This is a genomic window from Haladaptatus sp. DYSN1, from assembly GCF_029489995.1.
Classification (GTDB): domain Archaea; phylum Halobacteriota; class Halobacteria; order Halobacteriales; family Halococcaceae; genus QDMS2.
This window is the reverse complement of sequence record NZ_CP120470.1, coordinates 780,169-795,347: the sequence shown is the minus strand read 5'-3', so window position 1 is coordinate 795,347 and position 15,179 is coordinate 780,169. Positions and strand designations below refer to the sequence as shown.

The window sequence follows — 15,179 nt, the reverse complement described above, 5'->3', positions numbered from 1 at the left end:
TCAGAGCAAGCCAAGCGTCGGAACCCACCCGGCCTGCGGGAGGACGCCGACGATAGCGAGCACCGCGATGAAGAACGAATTCACGACGATTGCCGCCGCGGGCGGGTCGAAGTGCGTGTCGCTGTGGGCGTAGAAGACGCGCTGGATGACCTCACCGGTGAGGGCCCCGCTTACGCCGAACAGCGCACCAATTGCGAGCGCGGGCAGAATCGGAACTGTCGTCACCGTCTCCGGAACGATGGCCAGTGCGGCCGTGCTCGCCGGCAGCGCGATGTGGTGGGTGACCGGAATCTGCTCGATGCCGAGTGCGAGAAACACGAGCGAAGCGGCGCTGATGCCGAAGGCGAGGAAGAAACTCCCCGTCTTGACCGCGGTGTAGGCGGCGAGCAGGCCGACGACGAGGCCAATCATGGCGACGTTCGCCCACTCGTACTGGTGGGGGAGCCACGGTTCAACCTTGAATCGAGTCGCTGTCGCACCGCCGTCTGCAATCGGCTTTCCGCCGTCGGCGACGACTTTGCCGCCCTCTGCGGTCTGGCGCATCTCCTCGCGCTCGAACGGCGACATGTCGAGGATGCTGCGGCCCCGCACGTCCCCGATGACCGGGAAGCCGAGGACGATTCGGTGGAAGATGGCAGAGAGAACGACACCCATCGCGATGGGGTCCCACGGAAGTGCGAATGCGCCCGAGAACTGGCGGATGAACATCCCGAGGATGCCGAACAGGCCACCGACGACGAGCACGTCGGGTTTCGTGCCGAGCGCGTGGGCAATGTTCTTCGCCTCGAAGTAGTCGAAGCCGGTGTCCATGTAGCCCTTCCGGGCGGCGTAGGCGGCCGCCGCCGCACCGCCGGCGAAGGAGATGTGCGGGCCGAACACCGGACCAAAGGCGATGCTCCCAGTGATACCGACGTTGATGGCGTCGGCGGAGGCGACGCCCGCGGCACCGAGTTCGCTCTTGATGATGTTCGCGCCCTCACCGACGATGACCATGAGGCCGGTGAAGACGAAGGCTGGAAGTGCGCCGATGGCTGCGCCGAACGCGCCGCCCGCGAACGCCGCGACGACGAGGACGAGCCACGCTTCGAGCGTATTGCCGAAGAATTCGACGGCCACGCTCAGTCACCTCCGTCGCGCGCCCAGTCGAGCGAGCGGTCGACTGCCTCGTGCCAGCGGTCGAACCGCGAATCGGCCTCTGTGGGCTCCATCTCCGGGGTGAACTTGCGGTCTACGTGCCAGTTGTTCCGCAGTTCGTCTACCGTCTCCCAGTAGCCAACCGCGAGGCCGGCGGCGTAGGCCGCGCCGAGAGCCGTGGTCTCGTCGACTTCGGGGCGGACGATGTCCGTCTGGATGATGTCAGATTGGAGTTGACAGAGGAAGTTGTTCTTGACCGCGCCGCCGTCGACGCGCAGGTAGTTCATCTCGATGCCCGAATCGCTCTCCATGGCTTCCGCGACGTCGCGGGTCTGGTAGGCGATGGATTCGAGCGTCGCCCGCACGAGGTGTTCGCGCTTCGTCCCGCGGGTGATGCCGACGATGGTGCCGCGAGCGCGGCCGTCCCAGTGGGGTGCGCCGAGACCCGTGAAGGCGGGGACGACGTACACGTCGTCGGTCGAATCGACCGCCCGGGCGAGTTCTGCGGTCTGGGCCGGGTCGGCGATGAGTTCGACGTCCTCTAACCACTCGATGGCCGCGCCGGTGATGAAGATGGAGCCTTCGAGGGCGTACTGGACCGGTTCGCCGGAGCGCTGGAAGCCGATAGTCGTGAGCAGGCCGTGGTCGCTCGCGACGGCCTCCTCGCCGGTGTTCATCAGGAAGAACGACCCCGTGCCGTAGGTGTTCTTCGCGTCGCCTTCGTCAAAACACGTCTGGCCGAACAGGGCCGCCTGCTGGTCGCCGAGCGCGCCGGCGACGGGGACGCGCGCCCCGAGGAAGCCCTCGGGGTCGGTGTATCCGTAATAGTCGTCGTCGCTGGACGGGCGGACTTCCGGCAGGAGTTCCCGAGGGATGTCGAACTCGGCGAGGAGTTCTGCGTCCCACGTCAGGTCGCGGATGTTGTAGAGCATCGTCCGCGAGGCGTTGGTCACGTCGGTGACGTGCTGGCCCGTGAGTTTGTAGATGAGCCAGGTGTCGATGGTCCCCATGCGCAGTTCGCCCGCCTCGGCGCGGTCGCGCACGTCCTCAGGGCGGCTTCGCTGAATCTTGATGGGGTCTGCGTTGTCGAGCAACCACTCGGCTTTCGTCGCGGAGAAGTAGGCGTCTGCTTCGAGGCCCGTCTTCTCTCGAATCCACTCGACCTTCTCGTCGGCTTCGAGTTCCTCGACGCGGTCGGTGGTCCGCCGGTCCTGCCAGACGAGGGCGTTGTGGACCGGCGTACCCGTCTGGGCGTCCCAGATGAGCGTCGTCTCGCGCTGATTCGTGATGCCGAGCGCTTCCAGCTGGCCCGGGTCGATGTCCGCTTCCCGCAGCGCCCGCGAGACCACAAGTTTGGTGTTCTCCCAGATTTCGACGGGGTCGTGTTCGACCCAGCCGGGTTCGGGGTAAATCTGTTCGTGCGTTTCGTAGGCGTTGGCGACGACCTGCCCGGCGTGGTCGAAGACCATGAACCGTGTGCCAGTCGTGCCCTGGTCTATCGCACCGATGTAGGTGTTCGTTGTCATTGGTGGGAGTGGGGGAGAGACGACGTGCCCGTCGATTCGTGCCCGCCGCCCGCAGAGACCAACCGAATTGTAATCATCGTTTGGTCTGTTGGCGTAGTCTGCTCTAGAATTGCCGATAAATCTTCGGGCCGCTCGTCGGTTGCGATACAGCAATTGTCCAGAAATCCGGGAATAATTCCCGTGGTTCGTGTGAACACGATGCGCGAGAGGCGGCAGAAATCACCCCCGCGCGGCGGTAAACGTGAAGTACTCTCACCCGACAGGTGTACCATTGGATGGAGTCGAGAACTGAAGTCCTCGTCATCGGCGGGGGCTCTACGGGCTGTGGTATCACCCGGGACCTCGCGATGCGCGGGGTGGGCGTCACCCTCGTAGAGCAGGGCAATCTGACCCATGGAACCACCGGGCGGATGCACGGGTTGCTCCACAGCGGCGGTCGCTACGCCGTTTCTGACCAGAAATCAGCCCGCGAATGTATCGAAGAGAACCGCGTCCTCCGGGACATCGCCGCCCACTGTGTCGAGGAGACGGGTGGGTTGTTCGTGAAGCGCCCGGAGGACACAGACGATTACTTCGAGGAGAAACTCGCAGGCTGTGAGGCCTGTGACATTCCCACGGAGATTCTGAGTAACGAAGAAGCCCGCGAAGTCGAGCCTTTCCTCGCCCCGGACATCGAGAAGGCCATCTGGGTTCCGGACGGGGCGGTCGACCCCTTCCGGCTGTGCGTCGCGAACGCCGCGAGCGCGGAGCAACACGGCGGACGAGTCCTGACTCACGCGCCCGTCACCGACCTCATCGTGGAGGCGGGCGAAGTGGTCGGCGCGAAAATTCGCCACGAACCGGGCCCGCGAAACGCGGCGACCGCCGGCAAAACCGAGACCATCTACGCAGACCACGTCGTGAACGCGACGGGAGCGTGGGCCGGGCGTCTCGGCGAGATGGCGGGCGTCGACATCGAGGTGCGCCCCTCGAAAGGCGTCATGACCATCATGAACGTCCGGCAGGTGGACACCGTTATCAACCGCTGTCGCCCCAAAGGTGACGCGGACATCATCGTCCCCCACGAAACCACCTGCATCCTCGGAACCACCGACGAGGAGGTTTCTGACCCGGAGGATTACCCCGAAGAACAGTGGGAAGTCGACCTGGTCATCGACGAACTCACGAAACTCGTCCCGATTCTCGGAGACGCCCGCACGATTCGCTCGTTCTGGGGGGTGCGCCCGCTGTACGAACCGCCGGAAGTCGGCAGCGCAGACCCCACCGACATCACGCGGGACTTCTTTCTGCTCGACCACGCAGACCGCGACGAACTGCCGGGCATGACGAGCATCGTCGGCGGGAAGTTCACCACCTACCGGATGATGGCCGAGTCGATTGCCGACCACGTCTGCCAGAAACTCGGCACCTGCACCCGCTGTGAGACGGCCGACGTTCCACTTCCCGGCAGCGAGGATTTCAGCGTCCTTCGCGACTACATGGACGAGTTCAGTCTTCGCTCGCCGGTCGGTCGACGGTCGGTCCAACGCCTCGGCTCTCGCGCCGACGACGTGCTGAAAACGGACGCCCCGAATCCGGTTCTCTGTGAGTGCGAGGGCGTCACCCGAGCCGAGGTGCAGGACGCACTCTCCCAATCGGGAACCGACCTGAACGCCGTCCGCATCCGCACTCGGGCGTCGATGGGCAACTGTCAGGGTGGGTTTTGCTGTCACCGGCTGGCGGCCGAACTCCACCCGGACCACGACGAGCAAACCGCTCGTGCCTCCCTCGACGACCTGTATCAGGAACGCTGGAAGGGCGAGCGCCACGCGTTGTGGGGCGAACAACTCTCGCAGGCCGCGCTCAAACACGCCCTCCACGCGGCGACGATGAATCGGGACACGGACCTCGCCAAAACGGGTACACCCGACTGGACCGACTTCGACGGAGGCCAGCCGTGATAGAGAGCGACGTCCTCGTCGTCGGCGGCGGGCTTGCGGGCGGGACGGCGGCGCTCTCGGCCGCCCGCGAAGGCGCAGACGTGCGCCTCGTCTCGCACAAGGAATCGACGCTTCGCCACGCGTCCGGCCTCATCGACGTGCTCGGCTACCACGACGGTACTCTACTCGCGGACCCCTTTTCCGCGGTCGGCGACATGCCAGAAGGGCATCCCTACGAGCGCGTCGGCTCGGCGGCCGTCGAAGCGGGCCTCGACCTGTTCGACGAGGTGGCAGGCGACCTGTACGCGGGCAGTCACACGACGAAGAACGCGCTCGTGCCGACCCACGGCGGGACAGTCAAACCGACCGCTCGCTACCCCGCGAGCGTCGCGCCGGGACTTGCGAGCGACGACGGCGAGATGCTCCTCGTCGGGTTCGAAACGCTCACCGACTTCGACGCACCACTCGCCGCAGACCACCTGCAAAATGCGGGCGTCCCGTTCGAAGTTCGAGGGGTCACGGCGCGCTTCCCGATGCTCCGGGCGGATGCGAAAATTACGCGGTATGCGAAGGTGCTCGACACCGACGAGAAGGGCATTCGCAGCCAACTCGTCGAGGCGATCGAACCGCACCTCGGCGACGCGACACGCGTGGGTTTCCCGGCCGTCCTCGGCCACGACCACCCGGCGCGTGTTCGTGAGGCACTCGCCGACGCACTCGGCGCGGACGTGTTCGAGGTCCCGAGCGGCCCGCCCTCGCTGCCCGGAATGCGCCTCGAAGACGTCCTGTTCGCGGCCCTCCGCGAGGCGGGCGTCACCATCGAGACTGGCAATCCAGTCGTCGGCTTCGAAGCCAGCGACGGACGCATCGACCACGTTGCCGTGAAACGCACCCACCAGCGCGTGCCGTATTTCGCAGATGAGTTCGTGCTGGCAACCGGCGGCCTCGTCGGGAAAGGAATCACCACCTCGCGCGAGGGTGTGCGCGAACCGGTGTTCGACCTGCACGTCCCACACCCGGAGAACCGATACGACTGGTTCGAAGACGAGGCCTTCGGCGACCACCCCTTCGCCCGATTCGGCGTGGCCGTCGATACGGACCTCCGACCTCTCGACGGGTCGGGTGCGGTCGAGTACGCAAACCTCCGGGCCGCAGGCGGCGTTCTCGGCGGCGCGGACTTCGCAGCAGAGAAATCGGGTAGCGGCATCTCGCTCGCAACCGGGCGGGTCGCCGGGAGGCGAGCAGCGCAATCATGAGTGACTCTGAAAACTTCCCCATCGACGTATTTCCCGAGACGGAGGAGATGGACCTCCGGCCCGGGGCGGACAGTTGCTACAAATGCTCGGCCTGCGACACCTCGTGTCCCGTCGCCGAGGTGGATGACGACTTCCCCGGCCCGAAGTTCCAGGGGCCGGAACAGTGGCGGTTGAAACGAAAGGAGGACACGAGCGTCGACGAGTCGGTGATGAAGTGTTCGAACTGCATGCGTTGTGACGGGGCCTGTCCCTCCGGTGTCCCCCTCTCGCAGATGCACAACACCGCTCGCGCCGAGTACGTCTCTGAGGAGATGTCCATGCTCAGCACCGAATACTGGCGCAATCGCATCCTCGCGAACTACGGCACGCTCGCCCGGATTGGGTCGAAAGTCCCGCGACTCACCAACTTCGTGATGGGCAACTCGCTTGTCCAGCAGGTAAACGAGAAATTCCTCGGCATCACCGCAGAGCGCGAGTTCCCCGAGTTCGCCACGGAGACGTTCGTCGAGTGGTTCGAGAAACGTGGGGGGTCCACGGTCCAGTCCGAGGACAAACGCGTCGCCTACTTCCACGGCGACTACGCGAACTACAACACCCCCGAGGTGGCGAAGGCGCTCGTCCGCGTGTTCGAACACTACGGCTACGAAGTGGCCGTCCCCGACCAGCGGTGTTCCGGCACGCCGATGTTCGCCAACGGCATGATGGACGACGCGCGCCGCGCCGCGAAGTTCAACGTCGAAACGTTCCACAACCTCGTCGAAGATGGCTACGACATCGTCTGTTCGTGTACCTCGTGTTCGATGGCGCTCCGCCAGGAGTACCCCGAACTGTTCACCTTCGACGGAACCGCCGAAGTCGCCGCCCACACCTACGAGGCGCTCGAATACCTGCGCATCTACGAGGACGTCGAAGGTGACCTGAAAGGGGCGAAACCGAACTTCCCCAACCTCGCCTACCACGCGCCGTGTCACGCCCGCAATCAGGGCCTCGACGGACAGGCCGTGAACCTGTTCTCGGAACTCGACGGCCTCGAAGTCACGGACGTCGGCGACTCCTGTTCGGGGATTTCGGGGACCTACGGCTGGAAGGAGGAGAACTACGACACCTCCATGAAAATCGGCGAGGAGATGTTCGAGCACATGGAAGACGCGCCCGGCGAAACCGGCCTGACCGAGTGTCCGACCTGCGCGATGCAGATGGGCCACGGCTCTGGCTACGAGATACGCCACCCGCTCGAAGTCGTCGAGTCGGCGCTGGTGAACTGACGGAGAGAGCAGTTCACTGACTTCTGCCAGTGTGAGTGCAATCCCCCACCGGCCAGCGTGTGAAGTTTCTGAACCGTCTGCTGCGGTCATTTTATGAGAATGAAGAACAGTTGACACACATGGAGCCGTACGAACAGCTGTTTGCGATAGGTATGGTGATACTGATAGCCCCCTTCATCCATCCACTCCTCGTCGTGTTCGCTGATTTTCTCCAGGTCATCGTCCCTATTGGATTCGTTACGATATTTCTCGGCGTGCTATTGCGAATCTCAGAGAAATATTCTGCGTGAATGCGCAGCTCATGGAGCACCAGCGAAGTGGTAGAGTTCGAACCGACGAATTGTCGTCTCAATTTCACGATTCACGGAGTTTCACGGCCGATTAGGTAACGAGATTTCACTCGAAAATCCGATAGAAATGTTTTTCAGCTAACATATATTGCCGCCCCAGAAGTAGGCTTACCTGGGGAAAAGTCAATGAGACAAACCTACCACGCTGGGGGAATCGCGGTCGAATCGCTACTGAACACGGCTGTGGGCCGACGCCTCGTCTTCGTCCTACTCGTGGCGCTCGCGTTGCTCGTCGCAGCGACCGGGAGTGCTGCGGCAATGGAGACGTTCCACGTCATCTAGGAGGCGCAGCCGAATCGATGCCACTCGAAGTGCTGGTGACGCTGGTCGCGTGGGTGGCGATACTCGGGCTGTTGGTCCTGCTTCCGTGGCTCGCCATTTCGGCGGTCGGCGGCGCGATAGACGCCTTCGAACCACGACCGAAGCCACTGCCCGTTGATCGCGTCGAACCGATAGACAAGCCGGCTATCGCGGACGGGTCCGGGTCGGCGTTCGACCCGAGTGACCCACACCCGCACCGGTGACGTTTTTTAGAGACGCGATGCGCTCAGCATTCGCGGTCAAGCAGGTCGTCCACGAGCGCAGACCCGACGCGATAGACGTTCTCGACGCTCGGCGCGAAGCCGCCGGAGTCCGCGGCGAGGCTCTCTTCTATCGTCTGACCGGGATGTGGCTGGTCGAAGTTCGAGACGCTGCGGATGCTCACGTAGCGGTCGAGCAGCCCGTAGCGTTTGAGGACGGTCGCCGTCGCGAAGTCCTCCATCTCCGTCGTGGCGTAGGTGCCGACGTCGTACTCGTCGACGATGTGCTGTGCTTGCTCTGAGAACGTCTCCCCGTGCCAGTAGGTGTCTCCACAGAGGGTCGTCCCGACGCCGACGAACGGTTCCGACTGAGCGACCTCCTCGTCGTAGAGTGCGCGGTACTCCTTCGCTCGCTCGCTGTCGGTGAGCGTCACGTCCTCGGCGAGCGTGCTGGCGCGTTCGACGAGGTCGTTGTTCAGTTCGAAGGCGTGGTCCGGGCGGTGCGGGCGGAGCATCATCGCGTGAGGGTCTGCCGGGCCGTCTGCACGCGACCAGCGGTGGAGCAGGTCCCAGTCGGCGACGGCCTCGCTGACGAACACGGAGCCGAGCGTGCCAACCGACGGCGGTGACCCAGAGATTCCCGCCGTGACGAAGTAGGTGTCTTCGAAGTCGAATTTCGGCGACCTGAGAATGGCCGAAAGCGACCCGGCAGTGTTGCTCTTTCCGATGCCCGTGATGGTCCCCGCGACGCCCTCGTCGTTGTAGTAAACGGGCGCGAACGCACCGGGAACGTCAGCCTCGGTCGTCAGGTCGTAGCCGTCGTACCAGAGCTGGAACTCGCCGGGTGCGTCGCCGTTCTCTCGTTTCTTGAGCTTCGCGACTTCGAATGCCGCGAGGACGAACACCTTCACGTCCACGGGGTCCTCGACTGCGTCGGTGTCTCCAGCGAGGCTGGCCTGGGCCTCCTGCGACCCGGCACTCGACAGACAGCCGGCGAGTCCGGCGAGGGCAGTTGCACCACTGGCTTTCAGGAACTGGCGGCGGACGAGCGCGTTGCGCTTTCCAGACATGTGCAAATGTGTGCCCATGTGACTTAAATAAATTCTGGAATTCGCCAGTTTTTTGAGCATAAACTTGCATATATTTGAGAAATGTATGTGGCGCGAAACATCAACGCTTCCACACGCGATTTCCGGTTCGAGTGTCCCACAACGGGAGCCGACATGTGCTGTTTACTCCCGACGTGCAAGAATAACTACTAAATTGGTCGTGTTCGAAAGATAACACTCGAAATGCCCTCCTTCATCACTCGCGTGCAGACCGGTCTGAGTCTCGCGCAATCGTACCTGGCGTTGGCGGTCGTCCCCCTGCTCACCGCTCTCGTGGAAGTTGAAAAGCTGGAGCGAATCGTCGCCCATCAGGGATTCCACATCGGCTTCAGATTCAGTGTTCCCGCAGACGTGGTGAACCTCTGGACCTTCGTTGACGTGCCGAATCAGGGGTTCCACGTCGAATCGGTCGCCCCAGCCATCGGTCCTATCTTCCTCACGCTTCCGGCGACACTCCTGCTCTCCACAGTCCTTTCCGCAGGCTACTTCGGCAGCATCGCGGAGGCACTCGAAACTGGGGAGTATCGGTTCGTCTCGAACGTCAAGAAACACTTCGTGGCGTTCCTCGTCTACGCAATCGTCCCTGTCGTCCTCGTCGCACCCCTGCTGCTGTTGGGTGGACAACCGCTTAGTCCGTCGATTATCCCCGTCGTTTTGCTTCTCGGGATCGCCTTCCTCGTCCTCGGATACCTGTTCTACGCGACGCCGTATCTCGTCGTCCTGCGCGACACCGGGCTCGTGGCAGCCGCGCGCGGTGCGTACGGCATCGCGGTCGATGGCGGCGCGTTCTTTCGCTACACGGTCGGCTTCGTGTTGTTCTCGATGCTCCTCTCCGGGTTCGCGTCCGCGTTCGTCGTGAACCTCGGCGTCGTCGGCCTTCTCGTTGGCGTCCTCGTGCTCGCGCCTGTGGGACTCGGCCTCAACATCGCCACGATGCAGTTGATAGCCGACATCGACCCGCACTCGCCACCGAGCGTCGGCCTGCAGGACGCGATTGACGGGAGCGCCGGGACAGACTCGTCTACGGATTCTGCAGCCTGATTCACGATTGAACGACTCTCTGCGAAACTATCAAATTACATACGATTTCATCTTCTCAATCGTCGTAGTTCATGCAGGTGAGGTGAAATGGCACTTACAACCAGAAAACTGGACGGAGACGCCGTCACGGCGCTCCGAGGGATGGTGAGGGGGATGGTACTGCTTCCGGACGAACCCGGGTACGACGATTCGAGACACATCTGGAACGCGATGTACGACCGGCATCCGGCGGTCATCGTCCAGGCCCGCGGGGCGAGCGACGTGATGCAGGCGGTCCGATTCGCCAGGGAGCACGGCCTCGAAATCGCCATCAAAGGCGGCGGGCACAACGTCGCCGGCAACGCGGTGTGCGACGACGGGCTGGTAATCGACCTCTCCGAGATGCGATCGGTTCACATCGACCCCGAAGCGAAGACTGCCCGCGTGGAACCCGGCTGCAAACTTCACGACTTCGACGTCGAGGCGCAGGCCCACGGCCTCGTGACGCCAGCAGGATTCATCTCGACGACCGGCGTGGCGGGACTCACGCTCGGCGGTGGCTTTGGCTACCTCTCGCGCAAGTGGGGGCTGACTATCGACAACCTGCGGTCGGTGGACCTCGTGACCGCGACCGGCGAGTACGTCACCGCGAGCGGGACCGAGCACTCGGACCTGTTCTGGGCGATTCGCGGCGGCGGCGGCAATTTCGGTGTCGTTACGTCCTTCGAATTCGACCTCCACGAACTCGCGAGTCCGATACTCTGTGGACCTATCGTCCACGCGTTCGACGACGCGCCCGCTGTGATGCGCGAGGTGGCAGCATTCATCCGCGACGCACCGGACGAAGTGAGTTGCCTCGTCGGCATCCGCAACTCGCCACCGGCACCGTTCATTCCACAGGAGTGGCACGGAAAGTTGATTCTGCTCGTCGCACCGATGTACGCCGGATCGGTCGAGGCGGGTGAACAGGCGCTCGCGCCGCTGCGGGCAATCGGCGAACCAATCGTCGACGCCGTCGCCCCCCGACCGTACACGGTGTTCCAGACGTTGTTCGACGCGGCCGGCCTTCCCGGCAGCAGAAACTACTGGAAGGCACACTACCTCGCAGACCTGACCGACGAGGCGATAGCCGTCATCTGCGACCACGCGGCGACCATCTCGACGCCGGAGACGACTATCGGTATGCTGTCACTCGGCGGCGAGATTGCGCGGGTTCCAGAAGACGAGACACCCTACCCCCACCGCGATGCGGGGTGGGTGCTGAACGTCCAGTCACGGTGGGTGAACGAGGCCGAAGACGACGCCCACATCGCCTGGGCGAGAGACCTCTTTACCGACATGATTCCCCACTCGACCGGCGGGGTGTACGTGAACTTCCTCAGCGAAGGAGAAGGTGAAGACCGAATTCGTGCGGCGTACGGTCCAGAAGACTACGACCGCCTCGCCGAGGTGAAGGCGGCGTGGGACCCGGACAACGTGTTCCACATGAACCAGAACATCAAGCCCCGGACCTGAGCCGGTTCTGATTTTTTAGAGCCCGAAGTACTTCGCGAAGCTCAACACGAGCGTCATGATGACGGCGGCGAGCAGGCCGATGCGGACGTGCCAGAGCCACAGCCGTGAGAGCCCCTCCTGTGCGCCGCGGCTGAGTTCGGTGATGGCGTCGCGGCCGTACACCCAGCCGACGTAGAGCGTAGCGAAGAAGACGCCGAGCGGGAGGAGGATGTTGCTCGCGATGCCGTCGTAGAGGCCGAGTGTTCCCGTGTCGAGTGCCGTCGGGATGCCGACGAGGAAACTCGTGAGGCCGAGGCCAGCGGCGAGGATGCGTCGGTCGATGTCGTAGTTGTCCACGAAGTAGGCGACGACGACTTCGAGCAGGCTGATGGCAGAGGAGATGGCTGCGATGAGCACGACGGCGTAGAACAGCACGCCGAGCAGGCGGCCCGCGGGCAGCGACTCGAACGCGGTTGCGACGCTGATGAAGATTGCCCCCGCTCCGGGGTCACCCGGGTCGATGCCCTGTGCGAACAGCAGCGGGAACACGACGAGGCCCGCGAGGACGCCGATGAACGTGTTCACCGTGACGATGGCGAGACCGTCGGTGACGAGGCTCTCGTCGCCCTCGATGTACGAAGAGTAGGTAATCATCGCGCCCATCCCGAGCGAGAGAGTGAACAGCACCTCGCCGACGGCAGCGGGGACGATGGTCTGCCAGTTCGCCGCGAGGTGGGCGAAGTCCGGCTGGAGGAAGAACTCGTAGCCAGCACCCGCACCCGGCAGCGTGGCCGCCCAGATGGCAAGCCCGACCATCATCAACACGACGGAGGGGACCATGACGCGATTCCCGATTTCGATACCGCGCTCGACGCCGAGCGCGACGATGCCGATGGTCACGGCGAGGAACAGACCAGCGAAGGCGAGCGCCTCAGGCCCGGCGGACACGGTTCCGAAGTAGCCCTCCGGGTTACCGAAGTACGCGCCCGTCGCGCTCCCGACGATGTAGCGTATCACCCACCCGCCGACCACGGAGTAATACGAAAGAATCCAGAACCCGGTGAACAGCGCGAGGACGCCCGCCAGTTTCCAGGCCTTGTGGCCGTCGAAGCCGTAGGCATCGACCACGTTCTTCCGCGCCCGCCGCCCGATGGAAAACTCCACCAGCATCGCGGGGAGGCCAATGGCGAGTATCGCGATGATGTCCACGAGAAGGAACGCCGCCCCGCCATTCGCGGCCGCTTCGTAGGGGAACCGCCAGATGTTACCTAGTCCGACCGCACTGCCGACCGCCGCAAGAATGAATCCGATTCGTGACTTCCAGTGCTCTCGTTGTGCCATATTTGGCGGTGCTTCGGCAAATATTGCAATAAAGATATTGGCCCTGATATGGACACTCACACCAAATATCACGTTATCACAAGCCATGGCGTTACGAATCAACACCGGATTGATAGGGGCCTACCCCGTCGGTGTGGACGATGACCGACTGTCCACACGTTCTCTCTCTTCGTACAGTCACCGCGCACGCGGAGGCGGGCCGATGACCGACCGCCCCGAAATCCGCCACCTCGACGCCACGACCATCGAGCGAATCGCCGCCGGGGAAGTGGTCGAGCGCCCGGCCTCCGTCGTCAAGGAACTCGTCGAGAACAGCATCGACGCGGACGCCTCGCGCATCACCGTCACCGTCGAGCAGGGCGGGAAGGCGGGCATCCACATCAGCGACGACGGGGTCGGGATGACCCGCGAAGCTGTCGAACTGGCCGTCCAGAAGCACACCACGAGCAAGATTCGCGACAGTTCGGATTTGGAGGCGGGCATCGGGACGCTCGGTTTCCGGGGGGAGGCCCTCCACGTCATCGGCGCAGTGGCGCGGCTGACCATCCGCACGAAACCTCGCGGAGGCGAGACGGGTACGGAACTCGCCTACGAAGGTGGGAGCGTCGAACACGTGAAACCCGCCGGGTGTCCCGAAGGGACGACCATCGACGTCGCGGACCTGTTCTACAACACGCCCGCCCGGAAGAAGTACCTCAAGCAGGATTCCACGGAGTTCGCCCACGTGAACACCGTCGTCACGCAATACGCCCTCGCCAACCCGGACATCGCGGTGACGCTCGAACACAACGGCCGCGAAGTGTTCTCGACCACGGGCCAGGGGTCGCTCGAAGCGACGCTACTCTCGGTGTACGGCCGCGAAGTGGCGAAAGCGATGCTACCTGTCGAGCAGGTTCCACCGGGGCCGCTCGCCGACCTCTCGGGCGTCGTGAGCCACCCCGAAACCACCCGGAGCAGTGCCGAATACGTCTCGACCTACGTGAACGGGCGATACGTCACCTCGAAACCCGTCCGCGACGCCGTCGTCGAAGCCTATGGGTCGCAAATCGCTCCCGACCGCTACCCCTTCGCCGTGCTGTTCCTCGACGTGCCGCCAGAGACCGTAGACGTAAACGTCCATCCGCGGAAGATGGAGGTCCGGTTCGGCGACGACGCGGCGGTTCGCGAGCAAGTGAAAAACGCCGTCGAGGGCGCGCTGATGCGCGAAGGCCTCGTTCGGACGGCGGCCCCGCGAGGCCGGTCTGCCCCCGAACAGACAGAAATCGTCCCCGAGACGAGCGGGCAAGAAGACACCGAATCACCCGGCGTCTCGCATCCGGCGACCCGCAAACGCACCCGGACACGCCCTACGCCGTCTCGCCCCGAGAAACGCCGTCGGGCGCGTCCAGCGGCCGCCTCGCGTCCAGCCACCGACGAGAGCAGCGCGGACGAGGACGGTAACGAGGGAGGCGAACCCGAAACGGCAGACAGCAGCGACGAATCGACGCGGACAGCACCGGCCCGGCGTGAGTCGGCGGACCCGACAGCCGAGACGCCCACCGACACCACCTCGAACCGGAAGTTCCGCGACCGACCGACACAACAGACGCTTTCTGGCGAGCGGACGACGGGCGAGCGCGAGTTCGACCGCCTGCCCGCGCTGCGCGTCCTCGGCCAGCTCGACGACACCTACATCGTCGCGGAGACGGCAGAGGGAATGGTCCTCGTAGACCAGCACGCGGCGGACGAACGGGTGAACTACGAGCGCCTCCGCGAGCAGTTCCTCGGCGACGTGCCCGCACAGGCGCTCGCGTCGCCAGTTTCGCTCGAACTCACCGCACGCGAAGCCGAGTTGTTCGCAGACTACGAAGCGACGCTCGCGGAACTGGGATTCGAAGCGACCCTTGCGGACGACCGGACTGTTCGGCTGACGGCGGTTCCCTCGGTCGTTGCGGGGGCGGCAGACCCGGCGTTGCTCAGGGACGTGCTCTCAGAGTTCGTCGACACAGAACGGCCCGCAGAGACGGTGGACGCCGTGCGCGACCACCTCCTTGCCGACCTCGCGTGCTACCCGTCGATTACGGGGAACACGTCGCTCACGGAGGGGTCGGTGGTTGACCTGCTCGCCGCGCTCGACGCCTGCGAGAACCCCTACGCCTGCCCGCATGGCCGACCGGTCGTCATCGAGATCTCGAGCGCTGAAATCGAGAACCGCTTCGAGCGCGATTACCCCGGCCACGCCGGCCGCCGTGAAGAGTGAATCGA

Annotated in this window: 13 protein-coding genes; 9 read left to right on the top strand and 4 right to left on the bottom strand. The window is 64.0% G+C overall.

The annotated features are described in order from the left end of the window. Both P0648_RS04295 and glpK read right to left on the bottom strand, forming a co-directional pair. Window positions 1–1,116, bottom strand: coding sequence for a hypothetical protein (locus P0648_RS04295; protein ID WP_276245474.1), 1,116 nt, complete (start codon window positions 1,114–1,116; stop codon window positions 1–3). 2 nt (window positions 1,117–1,118) lie between these two features. Beyond that, window positions 1,119–2,660 (bottom strand): glycerol kinase GlpK, encoded by a 1,542-nt coding sequence (gene glpK / locus P0648_RS04290; RefSeq protein WP_277505327.1) that lies wholly within the window; start codon window positions 2,658–2,660, stop codon window positions 1,119–1,121. A 275-nt stretch (window positions 2,661–2,935) separates the two neighbouring features. Here glpK and glpA point away from each other — a divergent pair, with 275 nt between their 5' ends. The 6 genes from glpA (at window position 2,936) to P0648_RS04260 (ending at window position 7,974) form a co-directional block, all read left to right on the top strand. Beyond that, window positions 2,936–4,600 carry an anaerobic glycerol-3-phosphate dehydrogenase subunit GlpA gene (gene glpA, locus P0648_RS04285; RefSeq protein ID WP_277505324.1) on the top strand — a complete coding sequence of 555 codons (1,665 nt, stop codon included), beginning with the start codon at window positions 2,936–2,938 and terminating at the stop codon, window positions 4,598–4,600. After that, the gene (glpB, locus tag P0648_RS04280; RefSeq protein ID WP_276245477.1) at window positions 4,597–5,835 is read left to right on the top strand and encodes a glycerol-3-phosphate dehydrogenase subunit GlpB; all 1,239 of its coding nucleotides are present in this window, start codon (window positions 4,597–4,599) and stop codon (window positions 5,833–5,835) included. Before glpA ends, glpB begins: the two co-directional genes overlap by 4 nt. Next, on the top strand, window positions 5,832–7,100 hold the full coding sequence (locus tag P0648_RS04275; RefSeq protein ID WP_276245478.1) for an anaerobic glycerol-3-phosphate dehydrogenase subunit C: 1,269 nt from the start codon (window positions 5,832–5,834) through the stop codon (window positions 7,098–7,100). The genes glpB and P0648_RS04275 overlap by 4 nt, the downstream gene beginning before the upstream one ends. Before the next feature lie 119 nt (window positions 7,101–7,219). Beyond that, window positions 7,220–7,390: a hypothetical protein gene (locus tag P0648_RS04270; RefSeq protein ID WP_276245479.1), complete on the top strand. Its 171-nt coding sequence runs from the start codon at window positions 7,220–7,222 to the stop codon at window positions 7,388–7,390. Between the two features lie 186 nt (window positions 7,391–7,576). Continuing rightward, window positions 7,577–7,732: a hypothetical protein gene (locus P0648_RS04265; protein WP_276245480.1), complete on the top strand. Its 156-nt coding sequence runs from the start codon at window positions 7,577–7,579 to the stop codon at window positions 7,730–7,732. Window positions 7,733–7,749: 17 nt separating this feature from the next. Then, complete coding sequence (locus P0648_RS04260; RefSeq protein WP_276274540.1) at window positions 7,750–7,974, top strand: hypothetical protein; 225 nt, start codon at window positions 7,750–7,752, stop codon at window positions 7,972–7,974. A gap of 23 nt (window positions 7,975–7,997) precedes the next feature. Here the strand turns inward: P0648_RS04260 and P0648_RS04255 are convergent, their stop codons facing one another. Next, window positions 7,998–9,041, bottom strand: a complete 1,044-nt coding sequence (locus tag P0648_RS04255; RefSeq protein ID WP_277505323.1) for a twin-arginine translocation signal domain-containing protein — start codon at window positions 9,039–9,041, stop codon at window positions 7,998–8,000. A gap of 222 nt (window positions 9,042–9,263) precedes the next feature. On the opposite strand from P0648_RS04255, the gene P0648_RS04250 reads away from it, so the two are divergent. Then, window positions 9,264–10,121, top strand: a complete 858-nt coding sequence (locus P0648_RS04250) for a hypothetical protein (protein ID WP_276245483.1) — start codon at window positions 9,264–9,266, stop codon at window positions 10,119–10,121. Window positions 10,122–10,208: 87 nt separating this feature from the next. Then, entirely contained in the window at window positions 10,209–11,615 is a 1,407-nt protein-coding gene (locus P0648_RS04245) for an FAD-binding oxidoreductase (protein ID WP_276245484.1), read from the top strand. A 15-nt stretch (window positions 11,616–11,630) separates the two neighbouring features. On the opposite strand, the gene P0648_RS04240 is transcribed toward P0648_RS04245, so the two are convergent. Beyond that, window positions 11,631–12,935: a sodium-dependent transporter gene (locus P0648_RS04240; protein WP_277505322.1), complete on the bottom strand. Its 1,305-nt coding sequence runs from the start codon at window positions 12,933–12,935 to the stop codon at window positions 11,631–11,633. Between the two features lie 202 nt (window positions 12,936–13,137). On the opposite strand from P0648_RS04240, the gene mutL reads away from it, so the two are divergent. Next, window positions 13,138–15,174, top strand: a complete 2,037-nt coding sequence (gene mutL, locus P0648_RS04235) for a DNA mismatch repair endonuclease MutL (RefSeq protein ID WP_277505319.1) — start codon at window positions 13,138–13,140, stop codon at window positions 15,172–15,174. The last annotated feature ends 5 nt before the right edge of the window (window positions 15,175–15,179 follow it).